We start from the raw sequence: 25,893 nt of genomic DNA on the forward strand, positions 1-25,893 counted from the left end.
CCGAGGCATCAATTTCCCTACCCCTGTCTATTCTGATTAGGCAGCCCGGCCCATGGCATTCGCCAGGCGAATCGCAACCGGCAGCCGGCCGGGCACCTTGCGAATGATTTCCTCTGCGAAACAGAGAGCGTTTTCACGGGCCTTGTCGAGATTGCTGACACGCGTTGGATCCATCGTATGCAGCGTGCCGCCACAATCGAAGATGTCACGGAAGGCGGAGCGTTCGATGATCGCCGTATCCAGAACCGACACGTGGCGTTCGTTCAACAGGGCCTTGACGAGCTGCAGTGCGCGGGTCGTGACCATGGAATTGACGCGGGTCAGCACGACCGAATGCCCGATCTTGATGCCGGCCTTCTCCTCCAGATATTGCAGCAGTTCGAGAACCTGGGCGCCGCCACGAGCATCCATGGCGCAGCCCTGGATCGGGATCAGCACATGGTCGGAAAGGCCGACTGCCGTTGCCAGCAGCGGGTTGCGCGCGCCGGGCAGGTCGATGATGAAATAATCGGTATTATGTTTGTTTTCGCTGATGTGCTGCGGCAGCGAGGCGGTTGTTACGAAGTCGATGACGCTGATGTTGGGCACATGACCGGAGATTTCGTGCCAGCGCGAAATCCAGTGCTGCGGGTCGGCATCGAGGATGGTGACACGGTAGCCCTGACGGGCCAATTCGGTTGCAAGCAGCAACACGGCTGTGGTCTTGCCGGCGCCGCCCTTGGTATTTGCGAATGTGATGACTGGCATATTCTTAGTCCTCGAACGGAATGGGCGTGAGCCGGCATCGCTCTTGTTGATCGCACAGTCGGAGCATCGTGCGGTTAACCCATCCTTTCCAATCGTGGTTAACAAATTCTAAACGCGCCCGCCGAAATTGCGGTCCGCATTTTTCACATCATCAAAAATTGGGATGGCCAGAAGCGCGAAAAACAACAAAAAAGCCCGGAAAACCGAGGTTTCCGGGCCAGTTTAGAGGTCCGCCTTTATCTGTTCAGAAGCAATCCTTAAACAGGGTCTTCGTATTTTCGAGCGTCAATGCAACCGGATTGCCACCAGCACTCGGATCTTCGATCGCCATTGCGGCCAGTTCGTCGATCCGGTCGGGGGTGATTCCCATCGCAGTGAGATTTTCGGGCACGCCGAGTTCGGAGCGCAGCTTCAGCACGTAGTCGTAGAAGCCGTCGAAACCGCCGGATATGCCGAGATAGGCAGCCGCACGCGCAATCTTCTCTTCAATAGCCGAGCGGTTGAAGCGCAGCACTGCGGGCATGACGACGGCATTGGTCATGCCGTGATGGGTATTGTAAACCGCGCCGATCGGATGCGAGAGCGCATGAATGGCGCCAAGCCCCTTCTGGAACGCAACAGCGCCCATGGCGGCTGCCGACATCATGTTGGCGCGGGCTTCCAGATCCGTACCTTCCTTGTAGGCGCGCGGCAGGAATTCCTTGACGAGGCGCATGCCTTCCAGCGCGATGCCGGCTGACATCGGGTGATAGAAAGGCGAAGAATAGGCTTCCAGGCAGTGCGCGAAGGCATCCATGCCGGTGCCGGCCGTGATGATCTTCGGCATGCCGACCGTCAGTTCCGGATCGGCGATGACGACGCCCGGCAGGAATTTCGGATGGAAGATGATCTTCTTCACATGCGTTGCGGAATTGGTGATGACGCTGGCACGGCCGACTTCCGAGCCGGTGCCCGCCGTCGTCGGCACGGCAACGATCGGCGCGATGCCTGCGACATCAGCCCGCGTCCACCAGTCACCGATATCCTCGAAATCCCAGACGGGGCGCGTCTGGCCGACCATGAAGGCCACGCACTTGCCGAGATCGAGGCCCGAACCGCCGCCGAAAGCGACGACGCCGTCATGGCCGCCGTCGCGGAAGGCCTTGATACCGGCTTCGAGGTTCTTCTCGTTCGGATTCGGATCGACATCGGCAAAGATCGCCCGGCCGAGGCCGGCATCTTCGAGAATGTCGAGCGCGTTCTTGGTGATCGCCATCGCGGCAAGGCCGCGGTCGGTGACGAGCAGCGGCTTCTTCATGCCGAGGCTCTTGCAGGCGTCGGCCAGTTCCTTGATGCGGCCGCGGCCGAGCTTGACGGATGTCGGATAGCTCCAGTTGGCGGTGATGTTGGCGCTGCTCATGCTGTGACCTTCTTCAGGTGGTAGGATTTGGGACGCGTCAGATTGTGGAAGCCGATGATCGACAGCGAGCCGCCGCGACCGGTTTCCTTGACGCCGGTCCAGCAGAGAGCCGGATCGAGATAATCGGCGCGGTTCATGAAGACGGTGCCGGTTTCGATTTCGCGGCCGAGCCGCCCTGCCCGCTCCGCATCCTTGGTCCAGAGCGACGCCGTCAGCCCGTACTGGCTGTCATTCATCAGCGCCAGCGCCTCATCGTCGTTCTTCACCTTCATGATGCCGACGGCCGGGCCGAAGGTTTCTTCGCGCATGAAGGCCATGGAATGATCGACATTGACGAGGATCTGCGGGGCGAGATAGGCGCCGCCGTCATCGGCCGGGAAGAGCTTGGGATCGACGAGCGCCTTGGCGCCCTTGGCAACCGCGTCGGCGATCTGTTCGCGCACCACCTTGGCGAAGCGCTTGTGCGCCATCGGGCCGAGCGATGTCTCCGGATCGAGCGGATTGCCGAGCTTGTAGTTCGAAACCCAGGCGACGGACTTCTCGACGAAGGCGTCATAGAGCGATTCATGCACATAGATGCGCTCGATGCCGCAGCAGCACTGACCGGAATTATAGGTCGCGCCGTCCATCAGCGTATCGACGGCCGCGTCGAGATCCGCATCTTCCATCACATAGCCCGGATCCTTGCCGCCGAGCTCGAGGCCGAGACCGGTAAAGGTACCGGCCGCAGCGCGCTCCATCGAGCGGCCGCCTTCGACCGAACCGGTGAAATTGACGAAGTTGAAGCTGCCGGCGGCGATCAGCGCCGAGGTCGTCTCATGGTCGAGGAAAACGTTCTGGAACACATCCTCGGGAACACCGGCCTCGACGAAGGCCTGCACCAGCCGCTCGCCGACGAGCAGCGTCTGCGAGGCATGCTTGAGCACGACGGTATTGCCCGCCATCAGCGCCGGCGCGATCGTGTTGATCGCCGTCATGTAGGGGTAATTCCAGGGAGCGACGACGAAAACGACCCCATGGGCTTCGCGTTCGATGCGGCGCTCGAACTTGTCGCTCTCTTCGACGACCAGCGGCGCCAGCGCGTCGGCTGCGATCGAGGCGACATAGTTGGAACGCTCGTTGAAGCCGCGATATTCGCCGCCATACTTGATCGGCCGGCCCATCTGCCAGGCAAGCTCGGGCACGACGACGTCGGACATCTCGTTGAGACGGGCGACACCTTTCAGCACCAACTGGACACGATCTTCTAGCGGGCGCCTGGCCCAGGCCTTCTGCGCTTTGCGCGCACGCGCAACGGCTTCCTTCGCCGCTTCAAGCGAAAGCGCTGGACGCTCCGCATAAACAGAGCCGTCAATCGGCGAAATGCATTGGATCATTGTCATGATCTGTTTCCTGTTTTCTTCTGGGCCGCAGGGAAAGGCGCCTCGACTTGCCCCCGTTGAGGAACCAGTCGGCCGCCTTCTGCTTCGGTTATGTTCTTAAGCTCTCTCGAAGCCGCGCGCCACTTCCCAATCGGTGATGCGGCGGTCGTATTCTTCCTGCTCCCATTCGGCAGCGCGGGTATAGTGATCGATGACCTCGTCCCCGAAGGCTGTGCGCAGCATCTCCGATTCCGTCATCGCCTTGGTCGCAGCCCGCAGCGTGCGCGGGATTTCGCGGATATCCTTGCCGAAATAGGCGTCACCCACATAGGGTGCCTCCAGTTCCAGCTTCTTCTCGATGCCGTCGATGCCGGCGGCAAGCAGGGCCGCGAAGGCAAGATAAGGATTGAGGTCGGAGCCGCCGACGCGGCATTCGATACGAATTCCCTTGGTCTCCTCGCCGCAGAGGCGGTAGCCGGCCGTACGATTATCCTTGCTCCAGACGGCCTTGGTGGGCGCGAACGTGCTGGCCATGAAGCGCTTGTAGGAATTGATATAGGGCGCCAGGAAATAGGTGATCTCGCTCGCATGGCTGAGCAGCCCGGCAATATAGTGCTGCATCAGCGGCGACATGCCGTGATGGCCGGTATGATCGAAGAAGAGCGGCTTTTCTTCGAGACTCCAGAGTGACTGATGGATATGCGATGAGCTGCCGGCGGCATTGTAGTGCCACTTGGCGAGGAAGGTGATCGCCTTGCCCTTCGACCAGGCGATTTCCTTGCAGCCGTTCTTGATGATCGCATGGCGATCGGCCATGGCGAGTGCATCGGCATAACGCACGTTGATTTCTTCCTGGCCGGCGGACGCCTCGCCCTTGGAATTTTCGACCGGAATGCCGGCGCCCTGCAGGCCCTTGCGGATCGCCCGCATGACCTCTTCTTCCTTGGTCGTCTGGAAGATGTGGTAATCTTCATTATAGGCGCTGGCGAGTTTCAGGTCGCGGTAACCCGACGCCTGCGCCGCCTCATAGGTCTGGTCGAAGAGGAAGAATTCGAGTTCGGAGGCCATGTAGGCCTTCATCCCCATGTCTTCGAGCCGCTTGACCTGCTTCTTCAGGATCGCGCGGGGCGAATGGGCCACTTCCTCATGCGTATGATGATCCAGCACGTCGCAGAGAACGAGCGCGGTGCCTTCGAGCCACGGGATGACGCGCAGGGTCGAGAGATCCGGCTTCATCGTATAGTCGCCATAGCCCTTTTCCCAGCTGGTCGCCTTGTAGCCGGAAACGGTCTCCATCTCCATATCTGTCGCCTGGAGGTAGTTGCAGCTGTGCGTTTCCTTCCAGGCGCTTTCGAGGAAGAATTCGGCCTGGAACCGCTTGCCCATCAGGCGCCCCTGCATGTCCACCTGGCAGGCCAGCACCGTATCTATGCGCCCGTCGGCAACGTCCTGTCTGAGATCGTCGAGAGTATAGTTGCTCATGATGTATCCGCCTGAAATTGAAACCGGGAAATCGGGACAACGAAACGGCATGCAACCGCCGGGATCAACCCACCCGATGCCTTTTCGTTGAACCGTGAGGGGGCCGCGTGACGCGGCCCCGCCATGTGAGAGGGAAGCCTTGCTCTATCAGTGTTCGCCGACAGCCTTTTCGGCCGCTGCGATTTCGGCCTGGCGTCGTGCCACTTCCTCGCCGATCGGCGGCCCCTTGAAGCGGCGGCTTTCGAAGCCGAACCAGACAATGCCGGTCAGGATCAGGAAGCCAACGGTCACATACAGAGCCGGACGGTTCGGGGGCTGGATGCCGAGAACGAAGATCAGAATCATCGCGAGGATCGAAAGAACCGCGAAGAGCTTGAACATGCCTTCGCCAATATTCCACGGCCCCATCTTGTCCCATTTCGATGAACCCCAGGCGAAAAGGCCTAGCGTAATCGGGATCGCGAAGGAGAAGAACAGGAAGATGACCGTGCACGACACGACGATCGTGTAAACCGGCGTATCACCGATCTTCATGAAGTCGAGTGAGGTGAACCAGACGAAGAGCACCGAGAGAATCGAGCCCGTCCAGATCGCAGCAACCGGCGTGCGGTAGTTCGGGCTGACCTTCGACAGCGCCTTGGAGGCCGGCAGGCCGCCGTCACGCGAGAACGCGAAGATCATGCGCGAGACGGAAGTGACGGTCGCAAGGCCGCACAGCCACTGGCTGACGAGGATCGCGAAGTAGAGAATGTCCTTCACGGTCGAATTGACCTGCGTATCCATCGCCCAGAAGAACACGTTCCAGCCCTGCTTTGCCGCGTCGTCCATGTTCGGCAGCATGAGCACGAAGGCGCACAGCATGATGTAGCCGAAGAGAGCCGACCAGAGCACCGAGGAAACCATGCCTTTCGGAACGGAATGGGCCGCCTTGACGGTTTCTTCCGACGTATGGGCCGAAGCGTCATAGCCGGTGATCGTGTAGATCGGCAGCAGCAGACCGAGCAGGAACACCCAAAGACCCGAGGTCGACGGCCAGACGTTGCCGCCCGCTTCGCCGGAATAGTTGGCGAAGGTGAAGAGACGACCGAACTCATAGGACGGAGCCGAAAGCAGGCACACGGCAGCGAGCGCGATCGCGGTTGCAAAGATCAGGTAACCGGAGAAGTCCGTGAGCTTTGCGGTGAGCCCGATGCCCATGTGGTTCACGAGCGCCTGCGCGCCGGTGATGATCACCAGGAAGACGATGCGCACCATCGTCGTGTCCGTCAGGCCGAGATAGCTCGTGCCGAAGGCGCCCATGAAGAAATAATAGGTGCCGACATTGATGGCGCCGAGGACGGTAACGAGACCGAGCAGGTTGAACCAGGCGGTCAGCCAGCCCGTGAAGCGGTTGCCGAGGATCGAACCCCAGTGGTACAGGCCACCGGCGGTCGGATAGGCGGAGCTGATCTGCGCCATCGCGACGGCAAAGACGAGCGAGACGAAGCAGCCGAGCGGCCAGCCGATGCCGATGGCGGCACCGCCGGCGCCAGCAGTTGCCTGCGCCAGCGAGTTGATGCCGCCCGACAGGATGCAGATGATCGAGAAGGAAACGGCAAAGTTCGAAAACGAGCTCATGCGTCGTTCAAGTTCCTGGGCATAGCCCATGGAATGCAGGACGCTCATATCCTGCTTCTTATCACTTTCGGAATAGTCCGACATGACTTCCCCCTGTTGACAATCGCCCGCGGAATTGCGGCCGATCCTGTGCCAAAAGTGCCCGTGGCTTTTCGCCTTGCGGGCTGTTCGCAGTTAAACTGCTCCCCGGGGTCTTCTTTTATTCAGGCATCCAGACTCTGCTGGAGAAGCCTTGTGAGATAGTCGGCCACGACCCCTTGGCCGGTATCTTCACTGATAAGGTCGTTACGGACCTCGATCATGACATTGCGAAGCCCGTTGGAAATGCCGTGCAGGATCAGCGTGTGGGTCACGCCGTCAGCAGGCCCGTAGGGTTCGTTGCGTTCTGTACGATAAAGCGGCGCCTCGGCCGCAAAATCCAGCATGCGGTCGGCGAGACGGCTGTCCTCGTCATGGAGGATGCCGAGTTCGACGGCGCGCTGCTTTCCATTATAGACCGGAGTGAAGCTGTGGATCGTCACGATGACGCTATCCTGCCCCCTCGCCTGCCGATCCCGGATCAAGGCGCGCACGCCGTCATGGAACGGCAGGTAGAGAGCCTCCGTGCGGGCCAGGCGCTCGCCCTCGCTCAAATCCTTGTTGCCCGGAATCGCATAGATCTCGCTGACCTCGGGCATGGCGCCCGGCGAGCTCGGCGGCCGATTGCAGTCATAGATCAGGCGCGAGAAGCGCTGGTAGATGAGCGTTGCATCGAGCGCTGCGGAAATGGCGCGCGCAACCGCAAGGGCGCCTGGATCCCAGGCGATATGGCTGGAAAGCGCTTCCTCGGAGAGGCCCAGATCGCCGAAATGTTCAGGAAGCGTGCGCGATGCATGCTCGCAGATAAGCAGCACGGGACTCTTGCCGTGGACACGCTCGATTGCAACGCAATCGCCGTCCGCCTCGCTGAGAATTTTGGCCTGAGCCAGCACCAACGGCGCTTCCCCCATCGCTTAATAAATTCTTTACAAGAAAAGAATTCTTCAGCTTCACCGCAGTGTCAAGCGCACTCTGAAAATTTCTTTTCATGACAGTTATTGACATGGATTGTGACAGCGTTGTTAACTTTCAGTGGGAAAGTGGCACTAGACCATCCCGGGGAGCAAAATCACGTGAGTGTCGCGGCAAAGACCGTTTCGGACGTCATTCATTCGCATTTCGGCGTGCTCACGCGCGCCGAGAAGCAATTGGCTGAAAGCCTTCTCGACAACTATCCCGTCTCAGGTCTCGGCAGCATCACCACCATCGCTGAAAATGCCGGCGTTTCCACGCCGACAGTCGTGCGCATGGTCCAGAAGCTCGGCTACAAGGGCTATCCGGATTTCCAGCAGCATCTGCATCAGGAAGTCGAGGCGACGATCTCCAACCCGATCGCCAAGCACGACCGCTGGGCCCAGAACGCGCCAGGCACCCATATATTGAACCGCTTCGCCGATGCCATCATGGGCAATCTGCGGCAGACGCTTTCCGATCTCGACACAGCGACCTTCGACAATGTCGCCACCCTGCTCTCGGATCGCAAGCGCACGCTCTATTTCGTCGGCGGACGCATCACCGGCGCGCTGGCCGAATACTTCTTTACCCATATGCAGGTCATTCGCCCGAACACGGCGCTGTTGTCGTCCAATTCGTCGAGCTGGCCCCAATACGTCCTCAACATGAACCCGGGCGATCTGCTCATCATCTTCGATATCCGCCGCTACGAGCAGGAGATGGTGAGCCTGGCCACCGCCGCCCGCAAGCGCGGCGCCGAAATCATAGTCTTCACCGACCAATGGGCCTCACCCGCCGCCAAGCTCGCACGGCACGTCTTCCGCGTGCAGATCGAGGCGCCGTCGGCCTGGGATTCCTCCGTCGTGACACTCTTCATTGTCGAGGCGCTCATCGAAGCGGTGCAAAACTCGACCTGGGACGAAACGAAGGAACGCATGAAAACGCTGGAAGGCCTGTTCGAACAAACCCGGCTTTTCCGCAAACCCGGTTAGGAGGGACAGCTAAAAAAAGGGCAAAAACAATGGCGGCTTTCGCGGAAACAGGACAGCCTGTCGCAAATGAAACATTTGCCGCAAGCGACTGCTATTCATAGAAAAATTAACGTCATGCAACTGTCACACAAGCTTCATCTAACGACAGTAACAGCACATCGGACACTGAAAACCTGAAGGAGAACAACAGTGATCTCTAACATTTCTCGACTGCTTTCGCTTTCTACTGCGATGATCGTAGCTTCGACTGCGATCGCAGCCGCTGAACCGAGCGCCGATCTTATCGCTGCCGCCAAGAAGGAAGGCACGCTGACGACGATCGCTCTCCCGCATGACTGGTGCGGCTACGGCGATGTTATCGCAGGCTTCAAGGCGAAGTACGGTATCGAAGTCAACGAACTGAACCCGGACGCCGGTTCGGGCGACGAAATCGAAGCCATCAAGGCCAACAAGGGCAACACCGGCCCGCAGGCTCCTGACGTGATCGACGTTGGCCTCTCCTTCGGCCCGTCTGCAAAGGCTGAAGGCCTGATCCAGCCCTACAAGGTTTCCACCTGGGACTCTATCCCGGACACCGCCAAGGACGCCGACGGCTTCTGGTATGGCGATTATTACGGCGTTCTCTCCTTCCTCATCAACAAGGATCTCGTCAAGGAATCCCCGGCTGATTGGGCTGACCTTCTGAAGAGCGATTACGCAAACTCGGTTGCCCTCGCCGGCGACCCGCGCACCGCCAACCAGGCAGTTCAGGGCGTTTATGCGGCCGGTCTGTCGCGCAGCAATGGCGATGCGGCAAAGGCTGGCGACGAAGGTCTCAAGTTCTTCGCCGAACTGAACAAGGCCGGCAACTTCGTACCGGTTACGGGTAAAGCCGCACCGTTTGCACAGGGCTCGACGCCGATCATCATCTCCTGGGACTACAATGCTCTGTCCTGGGGTGAGAGCCTGAAGGGCAACCCTCCGTTTGAAGTTGTCGTTCCGAAGACGGGCGTTGTCGCAGGCGTGTACGTTCAGGCGATCTCCGCCTTCGCACCGCATCCGAACGCTGCCAAGCTCTGGATGGAATATCTTTACTCGGACGAAGGTCAGATCGGCTGGCTGAAGGGCTATTGCCACCCGATCCGCTTCAACGATCTTGCCAAGAACAACAAGATCCCGAAGGAACTCCTCGACAAGCTGCCGCCGGCAGCGGCCTATGAAAAGGCTGTTTTCCCGACTCTTGAGGAACAGGCTGCCGGCAAGGAAGCCATCAGCAAGAACTGGGATTCTGTCGTCGGCGCCATCGTCAAGTAACACCTGATCCTGCCTCCTCGCCTCAGGGCGGGGAGGTTTTCTCACTCCGACGCCCCAGGATGAGCTTTCCATGAGTACCGTTTCAACACCTATGGTAAGCAGCGCCCCCTTGATCAACAAAGACCGCGTGATCGACTGGCTGGGCATTGCACCCTTCATTATTTTTTCACTACTGTTCCTGATTATCCCCACGCTTTATCTCGTGGCGGGCGCGTTCTTGACGCCCGAGGGCGAACTCACGCTGAAGAATATCGGCGATCTCTTTACGCCATCCATTTTGAGCGCTTACTGGATCAGTATCCGCGTCTCGGTGGCGTCCGCCCTTGGCGGCGCCCTGATCGGTTTTTTCCTCGCCTGGGCCGTCGTGCTCGGCGGCCTGCCGAACTCGGTGCGCTCGACGCTTCTGACATTCTCCGGCGTAGCCTCGAATTTCGCCGGGGTACCGCTCGCCTTCGCCTTTCTCGCAACGCTCGGCCGCACCGGCCTTGTGACCCTCTTCCTGCGCGACTGGTTTGGCTTCAACCTTTACGGCACCGGCTTCAACCTCCTCTCGTTCTTCGGCCTCACCATCACCTACATGTATTTCCAGATCCCGCTGATGGTGCTGATCCTGACGCCGGCGTTGGACGGTATGAAGAAGGAATGGCGCGAAGCCTCTGAAATTCTCGGCGCTACCAACCGTCAATATTGGACGATGGTTGCCCTGCCGATCCTCTGGCCGAGCCTGCTCGGTACCACGCTGCTGCTCTTTGCCAACGCTTTCGGCGCCATCGCCACCGCCTTCGCGCTGACCGGCAGTTCACTGAACATCGTGCCGATCCTGCTCTATGCGCAGATCCGCGGCGACGTTCTGCACAATGCCAACCTCGGTTACGCGATCGCGCTCGGCATGATCGTCATAACCGGCGTATCCAATGTCCTTTATCTCATGCTGCGCATGCGCGCCGAACGGTGGCAGAAATGAAAGCTCAACGTCTCGGAGCCTGGATCGCCATCATTCTCGGCGCGTCCTATTTCATCATCCCGCTGATCGGCACGATCGAATTCTCGCTGCGCATGCGCCGCGGCACCTATAGCTTCGATGCCTATCAGTCAGTCTTCTCGGACGCTCAGTTCCGCGAGACCTTCGGCTACTCCATGGGAATGGCGTTTCTGACCATCATCTTCGGCATGCTGCTCGTCGTGCCGACGGCCTACTGGGTGCGGCTGCGCCTACCGCAGATGCGTCCGGTCGTCGAATTCATCACGCTGCTACCGCTCGTCATTCCGGCGATTGTCATCGTTTTCGGCTACCTCAGGATGTACAATTCATCGTCCTATCTGCCGCTGACGAATTCGTCGATGGGCACCAACATCCTGCTGGTTTTCTCTTACATCACCTTGTCGCTGCCCTACATGTACCGCGCGGTCGATACAGCCATGCGCGCCATCGACGTCCGCACGCTGACGGAGGCGGCTGAAAGCCTCGGCGCTCGCTGGACCACCATCATGTTCAAGTGCATTTTCCCGAATGTCATGAGCGGCGTGCTCTCGGGCGCTTTCATCACGCTCGCGATCGTCATGGGCGAATTCACCTTCGCCGCGCTCCTCAACCGTCCGGCCTTTGGCCCCTACCTGCAGCTCGTCGGCGCCAACAAGGCTTATGAGCCTTCTGCGCTCGCCGTTATCGCATTTTCGATCACCTGGCTCAGCATGGGCCTGCTCAATCTCGTTTCGCGCTTTGGCAAAGCCCGCCCGGCTAAAGCATAAGGTATTTGGCTCATGTCCTTTCTTACGCTGACCAACATTCAGAAATCCTTCGGCCAGACCCAGGTCGTCAAGAACTTCAACATGAACATCGAGAAAGGGGAATTCGTTTCCTTCCTCGGCCCGTCGGGCTGCGGCAAGACGACCGTGCTGCGCATGATCGCCGGTTTCGAGACGCCGACCGGCGGCACGCTGACGATCAACGGCAAGGACCAGCGCGCCCTGAAGCCGAACCAGCGCAACATCGGCATGGTCTTCCAGGCCTACGCCCTTTTTCCGAACATGACGGTGCATGACAACGTCGCTTTCGGCATGAAGGTCGCGGGCGCTGCGAAGCCGGAGATTGACAAGCGCGTCAAGGAAATGCTCGGCCTGATCAAGCTCGATCACCTTGCGGACCGCTTCCCCTACCAGATGTCGGGCGGCCAGCAGCAGCGCGTCGCACTTGCCCGCGCCCTTGCGGTCAAGCCGCAGGTTCTGCTGCTCGACGAACCGCTCTCGGCGCTCGATGCCAAGATCCGCGTGTCGCTGCGCGAGGAAATCCGCCAGATCCAGCAGTCGCTTGGCATCACCACGGTTTTCGTCACGCACGACCAGGAAGAAGCGCTCTCGATCTCCGACCGCATCGTCGTCATGAACGGCGGCAAGGCCGACCAGATCGGCACGCCCTTCGAAATCTACAACACGCCGGCAACGCGCTTCGTCGCCTCCTTCGTCGGCACGCTGAACCTCATCGAAGCCAAGGTCGTCGATCCCGACAGCAACCGCATCCAGATCGGCGATCAGGGCATCACGCTGAAACAGTCGGTCCAGACCTACAAGGCTGGCGACACCGTTCAGCTTGCGCTCCGTCCGGAAGCCGGTTCGCTCGCCGAAGGCGCCCAGAGCGACACCGCCCTGACCGGCGAGGTCGTATCTGCCCACTTCCTGGGTTCGGTCATCCGCACCCGCATGAATGTCGGCGGCAACGTGATCTCCTTCGACATGTTCAACAGCCCCGGCGTCAGGCCGCCGGCCGCTGGCGAGACCGTGACGCTCCGCTTCATGGCCGCCGACCTGCTCGTCATCCGCGACTGATCGAGACGGACTGAAACAAACGAAGGCGCCGCAACGCGGCGCCTTTTGCATGCCTGCTACCTATTTTTCATGAGCCCCTGCCCCTCCGAATATCCAGATCGGGGAGATAGCATCGAAACGGAAGGCAGCGTAAAGACCAAACGGCTTGCCTCGAATCCGGGCAAGCAATACAGACCGGACGGACATCCGCTCGGTCGTTCCACAACGGGGTCTTTCAATGATTACCTGCCATCTGCGATACGTCATCGACCCCTACAAGCTTGCAGAATTCGAACAATACGCCCGGCTCTGGATCCCCATCGTCAACAGGATGGGAGGCGCCCATCACGGCTACTTCCTGCCATCGGAAGGCGCCAACAACATTGCTATTGCGCTGTTTTCCTTCCCGAGCCTTGCCGCTTACGAGGACTACCGCACCCGAATGGCAAGCGACCCGGAATGTCAGGCCGCCTTCGAGCTCGACAGGCGCAACCGCAGCATCATCAGCTATGAGCGCAGTTTCATGCGCCCGGTTCTCGGCTGAGAGCCCCGGAATTTAGTCCAGACATATCAATCCAGCCGATCGGGATAAGACAGCACCAGATTCCATAGAATTCGGAATCGGCACCGTTCCGTCGCTGTTGCCCGCCCGCACGGGGGATAGACTGCAGGGCTTGTCTCCATTCATTGGATGAGGCTTTGCATACCGAAGCGATGACACAGTCAATGTCAGCGAAGGATTGGGGCCAGCTCACGCTCCTGGGCGCACTTTGGGGCGGGTCCTTCTTCCTCGCCCGCGTCGCCGTGTCCGAAATTCCGCCGCTGGCCCTCGTGCTTTATCGCGTGGCGATCGCCGCGCTGGTCCTGCATCTCTGGTTAAGGCTGCGCGGCATTTCCTTCGCACCCGTTCTCGCCCGGCCCGGCTCTTTCCTGTGTCTCGCCCTTCTCAACAACGTCATTCCGTTCTCGCTGATCTTCACCGGCCAGACGGAGATCGGCGCCGGCCTCGCCTCGGTCTTCTACGCAACGACACCTCTTTGGACGATCCTCGCAGCAAACGCGCTGACGCCGGATGAAAAGATCTCAACCGCGAAGATCGCAGGCGTCGTCATCGGCATCGCGGGCGCCGCCGTCATAATCGGCCCGGGACTTCTGTCCAATCTCGGCGGCCCCACCTGGGCAAAGCTCGCAGTCATCGGAGCCGCCGTCTCCTACGCTTTCGCCGTCGTCTACGCCAAACGCTTCAAAGGCATAAGCCCGACAGTCGTTGCCACCGGCCAGCTGACAGGTGCTGCCATCCTCATGCTGCCGATCGTCTTCATTTTCTACAGCCCGGCCGACATCGTCACAGCGTCTGCTCCGATATGGATGGCCGTGCTTTTTCTCGCGATCCTGACGACCGCCTTCGCCTTCATTCGGTATTTCAATCTCATCGCCTCGGCCGGGGCGACCAATGCATCGCTGGTGACGCTGCTGGTGCCCGTCAGCGCGATCCTGCTCGGCACGGTCTTTCTCGGCGAAAGACTGGAGGCGTTCGAGCTTGGCGGGATGAGCCTGATCATGACCAGCCTGATCATCATCGATGGACGGCTTTTCCGGCGCTGACTTGCCTTCAATACCGCCTTAAACAAAAAGCCCCGCTCCATGGCGGGGCCTTTTCATTCCGGTTGCACTCAGCGGATTGCCCTGTCGTTCGCATCGAAGCGGTGGATATGGCTGCCATCCGGCGTCGCATAGACGATCTCATCCGGCTCGTACTTGTGTTCGCCGAAGAGACGTGCGGTCAAGAGACCGCACTGATCCGATTCCAGATAGACGATCGTATCGGCGCCGAGATGCTCGACATGCACGGTCTTGGCCTTCCAGCTGCCGCTGTCGCGCGAGAGCGTCAGATGCTCCGGGCGAATGCCGACCGTCTTGGCCTGCGCATCGCCGACCTTGTCGGCGGGGATGAAGTTCATTTGCGGCGAGCCGATGAAACCCGCGACGAACGTGTTGGCCGGCCGGTTATACAATTCCATCGGCGAGCCGATCTGCTCGATCGCGCCGGCATTCAGCACCACGATCTTGTCGGCAAGCGTCATGGCTTCCACCTGATCGTGGGTGACATAGATCATCGTCGCCTTCAGGCTGCGGTGCAGGCGAGCAATTTCGAGACGCGTCTGCACGCGCAGAGCCGCATCGAGGTTGGAGAGCGGCTCGTCGAAGAGGAAGAGTTCCGGCTCGCGCACGATCGCCCGGCCGATCGCCACACGCTGGCGCTGGCCACCCGAAAGCTCGGCCGGGCGGCGCGCCAGATATTGCTCGAGCGACAGCATGGACGAGGCCTTGGTCACGCGCGTCTCGATTTCATCCTTCGCCGCCCCCGCCTGTTTCAGACCGAGGCCCATATTGTCCTTGACCGTCAGGTGCGGATAAAGCGCATAGGACTGGAACACCATGGCGATGCCACGCTTGGCCGGCGGAGTCAGCGTCTCGTCGCGACCATTGATGATGACGGCGCCGGAGGTGACGTCTTCCAGGCCGGCAATGCTGCGCAGCAGGGTCGATTTCCCGCAGCCTGACGGACCGACGAAGATGACGAATTCGCCGTCCTTGACCTCAAGGTCGATGCCCTTCAGCACTTCGTGTTTGCCATAGGCCTTGCGGATGGATTTGAGTTGAAGCGATCCCACTAGTCTTTCCTTATAGTCTAACCGGTCGGCCGGTGCGCACGCTTTCGTCAGCGGCAAGGCAGATGCGCAGCGAGGCCACCGCATCATCCATATGGCGGTTGAGGTCCAGATCCTCGTTGATGGCGCGCAGCACGAAGTCCTGCTCCAGATCGCAAAGCGCCTGATGGCCGGGCTCGCCTTCCATCGTCATGTCCTGATCGGGACGAATGAACTTGCCGTCGGGCCCGGTCTCTGCCGTATGCAGGCGGATGACGGAGGTTTTTGTATGCGTGTCGATATCGTCGGACTTCGCGTTCGGATCCATGACGATCGAGACGGCGCCGTTCGGCGACATTACATCCTTCACGAAGAAGGCCGTCTCGGAAATCATCGGCCCCCAGCCGGCCTCGTACCAGCCGACGGAACCGTCCTCGTAGAGCACCTGCAGATGGCCGTAATTATACATGTCCGGCGCGATCTCGTTCGACAGGCGCAAGCCCATGCCGCGCACTTCGACCGCCCTTGCATCGGTGATCTGGCACATGACATCCACATAGTGGACGCCGCAATCGACGATCGGCGAGGTCGTCTGCATCAGCGACTTGTGCGTCGCCCAGGTCGGCCCGCTGGACTGCTGATTGAGGTTCATGCGGAAGACATAGGGACCACCGAGCTTCCGCGCCTCCTCGATCAGCTTCTTCCAGGACGGGTGATGACGCAGGATATAGCCGATGACCAGCTTCTTGCCCGCCTTCTTTGCCGCGGCCACGACGCGCTCCGCATCGGCAACGGTCGTTGCCAGCGGCTTTTCGACGAAGACGTCGCAGCCAGCCTCGAAGGCGGCGACGGCATAATCGGCATGGCTGTCGGAATAAGTATTGATCGAGCAGAGATCCGGCTTCAGCTCGGCGAGCGCCGTCATGAAGTCGGGATGGATCGTGTACTGCTCCAGCTCCGGCGCAAGCTGGCTCGGCTTGGAGCGGTTGACGAGGCCAACGATCTCGTAGCCCGGATTGTTGTGATAGGCGAGCGCATGGCTGCGGCCCATATTGCCGAGGCCGGCAACAAGGACACGGATCGGCTTGTCGGATTGGCTCACTTGACGGCTCCCGAGGTAATGCCGCGGATCAGCTGCCGCGAGAAGATGACGTAGAGAACGAGGATCGGCAGGATCGCCAGCGACAGTGCCGCCAGAACCGCATTCCAGTTGGTGACGAACTGGCCGATGAAGATCTGCGACCCGAGTGTCACAGTCTTGGTGGCTTCGGATGGCGCCAGGATCAGCGGGAACCACAGGTCGTTCCAGATCGGGATCATGGTGAAGACAGCGACCGTCGCCATGGCCGGCCGTACCAACGGCAGCACGAGGCGGAAGAAGATCGCATATTCCGAAAGCCCGTCGATGCGCCCGGCATTCTTCAGGTCGTCGGACACGGTGCGCATGAATTCCGAGAGAATGAAGATCGCGAGCGGAATGCCCTGCGCCGTATAGACGAGGATCAGCGCCGTCAGCGTGTTGACGAGACCGGTCGCGACCATGCCCTGCAGGATGGCGACCGTGCCGAGGCGGATCGGGATCATGATGCCGATCGCCATATAGAGGCCAACAAGGGTATTGCCCTTGAAACGGTATTCCGACAGGGCAAAGGCGGCCATCGCACCGAACAGCAGCACGAGGAAGATCGCAACGATCGTTACGATGAAGCTGTTCTGGAAATAGGTGGCGAAGTCACCCTGCCCCAGCACCGTCTGGTAACCGACGAGGCTGAAGGTCGAGGGGGTCGGCACCTGCAGCGGCGACCGGAAGATCGAGTTGCGGTCCTTGAACGAATTCACGATCGTCAGGAACACCGGGAAGATCGCAATCAGCGTGTAGCCGATCAGCGCCAGATGTACGAGGCCGGTGCGGATGGGGGATGTGCGCGCTCTGTTCGACATGGGCTCACACTCCTCAGAACTGGTAGCGGCGCATGCGCCGCTGGATGGCGAAAAGATAGAAGGAGACGCCGGCGAGGATGATCAGGAACATGACCGTCGCGATCGTTGCGCCCATGGAGCGGTCGCCGAGTTGCAGCTGGAAACCGAAGAAGGTGCGGTAGAGCAGAGTGCCCAGAATATCCGTCGACATGTCGGGGCCTGCAAGCGCACCCTGCACGGTATAAATCAGATCGAACGCGTTGAAATTGCCGACGAAAGTCAGGATCGAAATGATGCCAATCGCCGGCAGGATCAGCGGCAGCTTGATTTTCCAGAACTGGGCCCAGCCGGTAATGCCGTCGCATTCGGCAGCCTCGATCACTTCCTCGGGAATGCTCAGAAGCGCCGCATAGATCAGCATCATCGGGATGCCGATATATTGCCAGTTCGAGATCAGCGACACCGCGATCAGCGCCGGGCCGGACTGACCGAGCCAGGGTGCGAAGGCCCACTTCAGGCCGACGAGGCTCATCAGCCAGGGTGCGACACCCCATATCGGCGACAGGATCAGCTTCCAGATGAAGCCGACGATGACGAAGGAGAGCAGCGTCGGCAGGAAGATAGCAGTACGGTAGAAGGCAACGAAACGAAGCCGCGGCGTCGACAGAAGTGCGGCAAGCGCAATGCCGATCGGGTTCTGCACGCACATATGGATGATGAAGAAGATGACGTTGTTGCGCAGCGCATTCCAGAAGGCATGCACCCAGCGGGCATCGCCGAAGAGAACCTTGTAATTGGCAAAGCCAACGAAGGCCGGTGCGCCATCTACCGTATTGTAGAAGGAAAGCCGGAGCGTTTCGATCAGCGGCAGGATCATGATCGCCGTATAGACGATAAAGGCCGGAAGAAGGAAGATTCCGATATGCCAGCGAATGGGACGCTTGATCGGGATCACGTCGACTGCGGTGTCGGCTTCGCTCATGGCTTTTGCCTGTTTTTATTGGCTGGACCATCAGGCGCAGCGCAGGTGGAAATCTTGCCCCTCATTCCCCTCTCCTTCTTCGGAGAGCCGGACCATGCCCATACCTGAAAACCACGGGCCAGGAGGCGGCTGCGAGTCTCTTGCCCCTCGCGGGACAAGATGGCCGGCAGGCCGATAAGGGGCAGCCCAATAGGCCGCCCCTCACCTTCAAAACCTTACTTGCCCGGCTTGTACCAGCTGTCGAGGCCCTTCTGGAGCTTTTCGGCAGCGACGGCCGGAGTGTCCGTGCCGTTGATGACGTTGGCCGATTCAACCCAGGTCTCGTTTTCGAGGTTCGGCGTACCGCGCGACAGGATCTGATAGGTCGAGCGGACGGTCGACTTGTACGGGCCGCGCCAGGAAACGAATTCCTGAGCAAGCGGATCGCTCATCTTGACCGGGTTGGAGTTCAGGCTGAAGAAGCCCGGCAGGGAGTTTGCGTAGATGTCAGCAAACTCAGGCGAAGCAACCCAGGTGAGGAACTTCTTGGCTTCTTCCTGGTGCGTGCTCTTGGCATTCAGTGCAACGCCGATATCCGGATGGTCGGAGATGTAGCCCTGGTCGCCAGCCTTCGGAACCGGCGGCGGGAAGGCGCCCATCTTGAACTGAGCCTGCGTGTTGAACAGCGCGATTTCCCACGAACCGGCCGGGTAGATGGCGGCGCGGCCGAGCGTGAAGAGGTTCTGGCTGTCCGAGTAGGTCTGGGCTTCGAAACCGTCGCCGAGATAGGGCTTCCACTTGGCAAGCTCTTCATAGGGCTTGACCCAGTCGGCGTCGGTGAGCTTCTGCTTGCCAGAGATCAGGGCTTCGCGGCCCTCTTCACCCTTCCAGTAGTTCGGGCCGATGTTCTGGTAGCCCATGGTTGCGGCTTCCCAGAGATCCTTCGTGCCCATGGCGAGCGGGATGTAGGTGCCGTCAGCCTTGATCTTGTCGAGGGCTGCGAAGAACTCGTCTTCCGTCTTCGGAATAGCGATGCCGAGCTTGTCGAAGGCATCCTTGTTGTAGATGAAGCCATGGATGACCGAAGCCATCGGCACGCAGAAGGTCGACTTGCCGTCGTCCGTCGACCATGCAGCCTTGGCGACCGGCGAGAAGTTTTCCATGCCGGAAAGGCTGGTGAGATCGACGAGCTGCTTCTTGTTGAAGAGTTCGAGCGAAGCGTCGAACGGACGGCAGGTAATGATGTCGCCTGCGGAACCGGCATCGAGCTTGGCATTCAGCGAAGCGTTGTATTCAGTCGGAGCGGTCGGCGAGAAGACGATCTTGATGCCCGGGTTCTTGGCTTCGAAAGCCGGGATGATCTTTTCCTGCCAGATCTGCAGGTCGTCGTTACGCCAGCTTTCGACGGTGAGCGTCACGTCGGCGGCATGAACGAGGCCGGCTGACGACAGCAGGCTGGAGGCAAGCAGCAAACTTTTCAGAGCAGTGTTTTTCATTTCCCTCTCCTGTTTTACGCGCCGCTAGGCGCTGTTTTCGGTCTGAAACAAGCGGTTGGCGTGCCTGAGGAAACACCCAACGCCCCTTTTAGAGCCGCCAAAACTGGCGGCCCTGAAGCTCTGCCGACACGAAGGACGCTAGCCTCCGGCCGAACGGTGCGCCCTCCCGATACACTGAACCGGGCGCTTGAAATAAGGGGAAACTTGGAAAGATACCGCACGCCTCCGCGAGCCATTCCGGCTCCTGCGATCACCGTCTGCACCTTTCTCGAAACCTGGCCGGCCCTGTTTTTCTTTGCCGGTTTTCACATGCCTCGATACGCTGTTCCCTTTTCCGGAATTAAGGCCAAAAAAATACCAATTGTCCAGCCAAAATTAACTTCTGAACCCGAGAAAATTCATTAAAAATTTTTATCGTTTTAAATCAACAAGATAAAAACGGGAAAATTCACAGTCATTTCCGCTTGGTAAATGGTATTTTTTTGGTATTGTAATAAGAAAACATAAGGGAACGGCTTAACCGGAGGTCCGATGACGGAACTTGCAATCGGCATAGATGGTGGCGGAACAAGCTGCCGGGCAGCAGTTGCGGACAGAATGGGCAATGTCATAGGCCTCGGCAAGGCTGGCCCTGCCAACATCCTTTCCCATCTGGAAAACTCTCTCGTCAATATCGTCGAATCCGCGCGCCAGGCGCTGCGTGACGCCGGATTTGGGGATGAAACCGCTTCCACAATCTCCGCGGTCGTAGGTGTTGCCGGCGCCAATGTCGGCGATTATGGCAAGCGCATCGAAAAGGCCTTGCCCTTTGATGACGGCCGGGTTGTCACCGATGCGCTGATATCGTTGCAAGGGGCACTCGGCGATGCCGACGGCATAGTCGGCGCCGTCGGAACCGGCTCAGTCTACAATGCGCGCCGAGAGGGCAAGCTGCACGGCATCGGCGGCTGGGGTTCCATTGTTGGCGATCAGGCAAGCGGCGCACGCCTCGGCCGCGACCTTCTGGAAAGGACCCTGCTTGCCTATGACAAGGTTCGCCCCACCTCACCTCTGACGGAAAAGATCATGGCCGAATATGGCAATGATCCCGAGCGGGTCGTCGAATTCGCCCATACCGCCCGCCCCCGGGATTTCGCACGATATGCACCGACAATATTCGAGGCTGCAGAGGCCGGTGATGCGATCGCAATTGAAATCGTCAGGGAGGCGGCAGATGCGATCGATGCGAGCCTCGACGCGCTCTCATGGTCCGAATGCCCGACGATCTGCCTGCTCGGCGGCCTTGCCAGACCCTACCATCCCTGGCTTGCGGATCGGCACAAGACGTTGCTGGCAGAGCCGAAAGCCGATGCGCTGCAGGGTGCGGTCGATCTCGCCGTCAAACTGATGAACGACCGGCAGGGAGGTGTGGCATGACCGATGATCTCGCCTCTATTCTGTCTCCCGAGCGGCTGCAGGCCGGCGGCACTGGCCCCCTCTATGTAAAGCTCCGCCGTACTCTGGAAGAGGCCGTCCGCACCGGCACGCTTGCCCATGGCGATGCCCTGCCCCCGGAACGCGACATTGCCGAATTTGCGGCCGTCAGCCGCGTGACCGTGCGCAAGGCGATCGACGAACTCGTAGCCGACGGCCTGCTCGTGCGCCGTCACGGTTCGGGCACCTTCGTCGCCAAGCCGGTGTCCAGGGTCGAACAGCGCCTGTCCCAGCTCACCTCCTTTACGGAAGACATGGCCCGGCGCGGCATGACCGCCCGCTCCGAATGGCTGCACAAGGGCGTGCACACACCCTCACCCGACGAGATGATGATCCTCGGCCTCGGCACGGACATCAAGGTTTCACGCCTGTCGCGCCTGCGCATCGCCGACGACCAGCCTCTGGCGATCGAACATGCAAGCGTATCGGGCGAATTCCTGCCCGATCCCTCTGCTGTCACCAATTCGCTCTATGCCGAGCTGGAACGGCTCGGCGTGCGCCCCGTCCGCGCCGTCCAGCGCATATCTGCGACCAACATGAAGGAAGCCGACGCTCAACTGCTCGGCGTACCCGTCGGCCAGGCCGGACTTTCCATCGAGCGTATTTCCTATCTCGGCTCTGGCCGCGCGGTGGAATTCACTCGCTCGCTCTATCGCGGCGACGCCTATGACTTCGTCGCCGAGCTGACGATCGGCGCGACCTGATTTTTCTTCCAATTCAAAAAGATGAAGCCGGAAAGTGAATCACTTCCCGGCTTCATCGTTCATTGAATCAACGACTGAGCACGCCGCCTCAAGCGACGGAAAAGACTCCGCAATCAGGCAGCGTCTTCGATCTCTTCAGCAGTCTTGCGCGGCACGTAGTTGAGCACCGGTCCGAGCCAGCGCTCGACCTCGGTGACATCCATGCCCTTGCGCTTGGCATAGTCTTCGACCTGATCGCGCTCCACCTTGGCGACACCGAAATAGTAGGAGTCCGGGTGGCCGATATAGATGCCGGATACTGACGAGCCCGGCCACATCGCATAGCTCTCGGTCAGCTTCACGCCGGCAGTGCTCTCCGCATCGAGAAGACCGAACAAGGTCTTCTTCTCGGTGTGATCAGGCTGGGCCGGATAACCGGGTGCCGGACGGATACCGGCATAGGCCTCGGTAATGAGATCCTCGTTGGAGAGATGCTCGTCCTTGGCGTAACCCCAATATTCGCGGCGCACGCGCTCATGCATGCACTCGGCGAAAGCTTCGGCGAAGCGGTCGGCGAGCGCCTTCACGAGGATCGAGGAATAGTCGTCGTTCGAACGCTCGAAACGTTCGGCAATGGCGATCTCCTCGAAGCCCGCCGTTACTACGAAGCCGCCGACATAGTCCTGCACGCCACTATCCACGGGCGCGACGAAGTCCGACAACGCCACGTTCGGACGGCCATCGCGTTTCGAAAGCTGCTGACGCAGCGTGTAGAACGTCGCCAACTCCTCCTTGCGCGCATCGTCCTTGAATAGGCGGATATCGTCGCCAACGGTACCCGCCGGCCAGAAGCCGATGACGGCGCGCGGGCGGAACCACTTCTCGTCGATGATCTTCTTCAGCATCGCCTGGGCGTCGGCCCAGAGTGCGCGGGCTGCTTCGCCCTGCTTCTCGTCTTCGAGGATCGCCGGGTAGCGGCCGCGCAACTCCCAGGTCTGGAAGAACGGCGTCCAGTCAATGTACTTGGCAAGGTCGGCCAGATCGTAATCTTCGAATACCTTGGTTCCGAGGAAGCTCGGCTTGGTCGGCTTGTAGGCCGCCCAGTCGACCTTCTGTGCGTTCTCGCGGGCACGAGTGAGCGGCAGACGCACCTTCTCGGCTTCGCTGCGCGCATGGGCCGCGGCGACCTTGGCATATTCGGCCCTGATATCGTCGATATAGCCCTGACGGGCGTCCGGCGAGAGCAGAGAGGACACGACGCCGACAGCACGGCTGGCATCCGTCACGTAAATGGACTGGCCTTTGTTGTAGCCCGGATGGATCTTGACGGCGGTATGCACACGACTGGTCGTGGCCCCGCCGATCAGCAGCGGGATATCGAAGCCCTCCCGCTCCATTTCAGCAGCCACATGCACCATCTCGTCAAGCGACGGCGTGATAAGGCCGGAAAGACCGATGACATCGACCTTCTCTGCAACAGCCGTCTCCAGGATCTTCGTTGCCGGCACCATCACGCCGAGGTCGATGATCTCGTAATTGTTGCAGGCGAGCACGACGCCGACGATGTTCTTGCCGATATCGTGCACGTCGCCCTTGACGGTCGCCATCAGGATCTTGCCGGCGGACTTGCGCTCCTCGCCGCCATTCAACCGCTTCTCCTCTTCCATATAGGGAAGGAGAACGGCAACGGCCTGCTTCATGACGCGGGCGGACTTGACCACCTGCGGCAGGAACATCTTGCCCGAGCCGAAGAGATCGCCGACGACGTTCATGCCAGCCATCAGCGGCCCTTCGATGACGTGCAGCGGACGCGCCGCCTGCTGGCGGGCTTCCTCGGTATCGGCCTCGATATATTCGGTGATGCCGTTGACCAGCGCATGTTCGAGGCGCTTCGCAACGCTCCACTCGCGCCAGGAGAGATCCTGCACCTTGCCTTCCTTGCCGGCGGCACCGCGGAATCGCTCGGCCACTTCCAGCAGCCGCTCGGTTCCGTCGGGACGGCGGTTCAGCACCACGTCTTCGCAGGCCTCGCGCAGTTCCGGATCGATCTGGTCATAAACGGCAAGCTGGCCGGCATTGACGATGCCCATGTCCATGCCTGCCTGGATGGCGTGGTAGAGGAACACGGCATGCATCGCTTCGCGCACCGGCTCGTTGCCGCGGAAGGAGAAGGACAGGTTCGACACACCACCTGAGATATGGACGAGCGGCATGGTCTTGCGGATCGTACGCGTCGCCTCGATGAAGTCGACGCCGTAATTATTGTGTTCTTCGATACCAGTCGCGACAGCGAAGATGTTCGGGTCGAAGATGATGTCCTCGGGCGGGAAACCGACTTTCTCGGTGAGCAGCTTGTAGGCGCGCGTGCAGATATCGACCTTGCGCTGGTAGCTGTCGGCCTGCCCCGTCTCGTCGAAGGCCATGACGACGACGGCCGCACCGTAATTGTGCAGCAGACGTGCCTGGGCGAGGAAATTCTCCTCCCCTTCCTTCAGCGAGATCGAGTTGACGATCGCCTTGCCCTGGACGCGCTTCAGGCCGGATTCGATGATCGAGAACTTCGACGAGTCGATCATCACCGGCACGCGAGCGATATCCGGCTCGGCCGCGATCAGGTTCAGGAACTCGACCATCGCCTTTTCGGAATCGATCAGGCCTTCATCCATGTTGATGTCGATCACCTGCGCGCCGTTTTCGACCTGGTCGCGGGCGACATCGAGCGCTGCCGTGAAATCGGCATTGGTGATCAGCTTGCGGAACTTGGCCGAGCCGGTGACGTTGGTGCGCTCGCCGACATTGACGAAAGGAATGTCCTTGGTCAGCTCGAAGGGCTCGAGGCCCGACAACGACATGAAGGGGCGATGCTCGGGGATCGGCCGCGGCTTGTACTTCGCCACCGTCTCGGCGATGACGCGGATATGTTCGGGCGTCGAGCCGCAGCAGCCGCCGACGATATTGACGAGGCCTTCGCGGGCGAAGCTGTCGATCTGCGCCGCCATCAGTTCCGGCGTCTCGTCATACTGGCCGAATTCGTTCGGCAGGCCGGCATTCGGATAGGCGCAGACGAACGTGTCAGCAACGCCAGAAAGCTCCTGCAGATGCGGGCGCATCGCATTGGCACCGAGCGCGCAGTTGAGACCGATCGTAAAGGGATTGGCGTGGCGCACCGAATTCCAGAAGGCAGTCGGCGTCTGGCCCGAAAGCGTACGCCCCGAAAGGTCGGTGATCGTACCGGAGATCATAACCGGCAGGCGAATGCCCTTGGCCTCGAAACGCTCTTCGCAGGCAAAGATCGCAGCCTTGGCGTTCAGCGTGTCGAAGATCGTCTCGATCAGGATGATATCGGCGCCGCCGTCGATCAGGCCATCGATCTGCTCGGCATAGGCATCACGCAGATCGTCAAAGGTGACGGCGCGGAAACCAGGATTGTTGACGTCAGGCGAGATGGACGCCGTGCGGTTCGTCGGGCCGACAGCGCCGGCGACAAAACGGCGCCTGCCATCCTCGCGCTCTGCACGCTGCGCGGCGCGGCGCACGATCTCGGCACCTTCCTTGTTCAGCGCATAGACCTCGCCTTCCATCGCATAATCGGCCTGCGCGATGCGGGTCGAGGAGAAGGTGTTGGTCTCAAGGATATCGGCGCCGGCCTTGGCGTATTTGTAATGGATTTCTTCAATGGCGTCCGGCTGCGACAGGATCAGCAGGTCGTTATTGCCCTTCTGATGGCAGGCACAGCCGATGAAACGCGAACCGCGGAAATGGTCTTCATCGAAGCCCAAGCCCTGGATCTGCGTGCCCATGGCACCGTCAAGGACGAGAATGCGTTCGCTGGCGGCCTTCTTCAGCGCCGCGAATACTTCACTGCCATCACGCTTGCCCCCTTCGGGGCCAAAGAGATTATCGAACACGGGAAGGCTCCTTGATATTACAAGATCGAAAACGACAAATCACATAAAGATATCTTTATGTCAACATATGCCTATT

Annotated in this window: 21 protein-coding genes; 9 read left to right on the forward strand and 12 right to left on the reverse strand. The window is 60.0% G+C overall.

The genetic code is table 11. The features are described 5' to 3' along the window. Window positions 1-36: 36 nt before the first annotated feature. The 6 genes from FHX06_RS02960 to FHX06_RS02985 form a co-directional block, all read right to left on the reverse strand. Window positions 37-747, reverse strand: coding sequence for a ParA family protein (locus FHX06_RS02960; protein WP_162709945.1), 711 nt, complete (start codon window positions 745-747; stop codon window positions 37-39). Between the two features lie 244 nt (window positions 748-991). After that, window positions 992-2,146 carry an iron-containing alcohol dehydrogenase gene (locus FHX06_RS02965; protein ID WP_113016569.1) on the reverse strand — a complete coding sequence of 385 codons (1,155 nt, stop codon included), beginning with the start codon at window positions 2,144-2,146 and terminating at the stop codon, window positions 992-994. Then, complete coding sequence (locus FHX06_RS02970) at window positions 2,143-3,528, reverse strand: aldehyde dehydrogenase family protein (protein ID WP_183878030.1); 1,386 nt, start codon at window positions 3,526-3,528, stop codon at window positions 2,143-2,145. Before FHX06_RS02970 ends, FHX06_RS02965 begins: the two co-directional genes overlap by 4 nt. Before the next feature lie 96 nt (window positions 3,529-3,624). Continuing rightward, window positions 3,625-4,989: a glutamine synthetase family protein gene (locus FHX06_RS02975; RefSeq protein WP_183878032.1), complete on the reverse strand. Its 1,365-nt coding sequence runs from the start codon at window positions 4,987-4,989 to the stop codon at window positions 3,625-3,627. 147 nt (window positions 4,990-5,136) lie between these two features. Next, window positions 5,137-6,690: an APC family permease gene (locus tag FHX06_RS02980; protein WP_113210739.1), complete on the reverse strand. Its 1,554-nt coding sequence runs from the start codon at window positions 6,688-6,690 to the stop codon at window positions 5,137-5,139. Window positions 6,691-6,809: 119 nt separating this feature from the next. After that, the gene (locus FHX06_RS02985) at window positions 6,810-7,580 is read right to left on the reverse strand and encodes an N-formylglutamate amidohydrolase (protein ID WP_113016821.1); all 771 of its coding nucleotides are present in this window, start codon (window positions 7,578-7,580) and stop codon (window positions 6,810-6,812) included. A gap of 177 nt (window positions 7,581-7,757) precedes the next feature. Between FHX06_RS02985 and FHX06_RS02990 the strand changes: the two genes are divergently transcribed. From FHX06_RS02990 to FHX06_RS03020, 7 genes are all read left to right on the forward strand, one after another. Further along, entirely contained in the window at window positions 7,758-8,630 is an 873-nt protein-coding gene (locus FHX06_RS02990; protein WP_112541219.1) for a MurR/RpiR family transcriptional regulator, read from the forward strand. Between the two features lie 189 nt (window positions 8,631-8,819). Then, window positions 8,820-9,923 (forward strand): ABC transporter substrate-binding protein, encoded by a 1,104-nt coding sequence (locus FHX06_RS02995; protein ID WP_112541218.1) that lies wholly within the window; start codon window positions 8,820-8,822, stop codon window positions 9,921-9,923. Window positions 9,924-9,993: 70 nt separating this feature from the next. Then, window positions 9,994-10,887, forward strand: a complete 894-nt coding sequence (locus tag FHX06_RS03000) for an ABC transporter permease (RefSeq protein ID WP_007824097.1) — start codon at window positions 9,994-9,996, stop codon at window positions 10,885-10,887. Beyond that, window positions 10,884-11,672, forward strand: coding sequence for an ABC transporter permease (locus tag FHX06_RS03005; RefSeq protein WP_007824098.1), 789 nt, complete (start codon window positions 10,884-10,886; stop codon window positions 11,670-11,672). The genes FHX06_RS03000 and FHX06_RS03005 overlap by 4 nt, the downstream gene beginning before the upstream one ends. Window positions 11,673-11,684: 12 nt before the next feature. Next, entirely contained in the window at window positions 11,685-12,746 is a 1,062-nt protein-coding gene (locus tag FHX06_RS03010; protein ID WP_112541216.1) for an ABC transporter ATP-binding protein, read from the forward strand. A 217-nt stretch (window positions 12,747-12,963) separates the two neighbouring features. After that, window positions 12,964-13,269, forward strand: coding sequence for an NIPSNAP family protein (locus tag FHX06_RS03015; protein ID WP_112541215.1), 306 nt, complete (start codon window positions 12,964-12,966; stop codon window positions 13,267-13,269). Between the two features lie 182 nt (window positions 13,270-13,451). Further along, a complete protein-coding gene (locus FHX06_RS03020) occupies window positions 13,452-14,330 on the forward strand; it encodes a DMT family transporter (RefSeq protein WP_183878035.1) in 879 nt (292 codons plus the stop codon). Window positions 14,331-14,398: 68 nt separating this feature from the next. Here FHX06_RS03020 and FHX06_RS03025 read toward each other — a convergent pair whose 3' ends face one another. The 5 genes from FHX06_RS03025 to FHX06_RS03045 all read right to left on the reverse strand — a co-directional run bounded on the left by FHX06_RS03025 (window position 14,399) and on the right by FHX06_RS03045 (window position 19,753). After that, the gene (locus FHX06_RS03025; protein WP_112541214.1) at window positions 14,399-15,400 is read right to left on the reverse strand and encodes an ABC transporter ATP-binding protein; all 1,002 of its coding nucleotides are present in this window, start codon (window positions 15,398-15,400) and stop codon (window positions 14,399-14,401) included. A 10-nt stretch (window positions 15,401-15,410) separates the two neighbouring features. Then, complete coding sequence (locus FHX06_RS03030; RefSeq protein ID WP_113210741.1) at window positions 15,411-16,478, reverse strand: Gfo/Idh/MocA family protein; 1,068 nt, start codon at window positions 16,476-16,478, stop codon at window positions 15,411-15,413. Further along, on the reverse strand, window positions 16,475-17,317 hold the full coding sequence (locus tag FHX06_RS03035; protein ID WP_112541212.1) for a carbohydrate ABC transporter permease: 843 nt from the start codon (window positions 17,315-17,317) through the stop codon (window positions 16,475-16,477). The genes FHX06_RS03030 and FHX06_RS03035 overlap by 4 nt, the downstream gene beginning before the upstream one ends. A 13-nt stretch (window positions 17,318-17,330) precedes the next feature. Next, complete coding sequence (locus tag FHX06_RS03040) at window positions 17,331-18,278, reverse strand: carbohydrate ABC transporter permease (protein WP_183878037.1); 948 nt, start codon at window positions 18,276-18,278, stop codon at window positions 17,331-17,333. A gap of 215 nt (window positions 18,279-18,493) precedes the next feature. After that, window positions 18,494-19,753, reverse strand: coding sequence for an ABC transporter substrate-binding protein (locus FHX06_RS03045; protein WP_112541210.1), 1,260 nt, complete (start codon window positions 19,751-19,753; stop codon window positions 18,494-18,496). A 531-nt stretch (window positions 19,754-20,284) separates the two neighbouring features. Between FHX06_RS03045 and FHX06_RS03050 the strand changes: the two genes are divergently transcribed. Beyond that, window positions 20,285-21,169: an N-acetylglucosamine kinase gene (locus tag FHX06_RS03050; RefSeq protein WP_183878039.1), complete on the forward strand. Its 885-nt coding sequence runs from the start codon at window positions 20,285-20,287 to the stop codon at window positions 21,167-21,169. Further along, entirely contained in the window at window positions 21,166-21,930 is a 765-nt protein-coding gene (locus FHX06_RS03055; RefSeq protein ID WP_112969218.1) for a GntR family transcriptional regulator, read from the forward strand. Before FHX06_RS03050 ends, FHX06_RS03055 begins: the two co-directional genes overlap by 4 nt. Window positions 21,931-22,043: 113 nt before the next feature. On the opposite strand, the gene metH is transcribed toward FHX06_RS03055, so the two are convergent. Then, complete coding sequence (gene metH / locus FHX06_RS03060; protein WP_183878041.1) at window positions 22,044-25,817, reverse strand: methionine synthase; 3,774 nt, start codon at window positions 25,815-25,817, stop codon at window positions 22,044-22,046. Window positions 25,818-25,893 lie beyond the last annotated feature (76 nt).

The organism is Rhizobium sp. BK512 (genome assembly GCF_014194915.1).
Classification (GTDB): domain Bacteria; phylum Pseudomonadota; class Alphaproteobacteria; order Rhizobiales; family Rhizobiaceae; genus Rhizobium.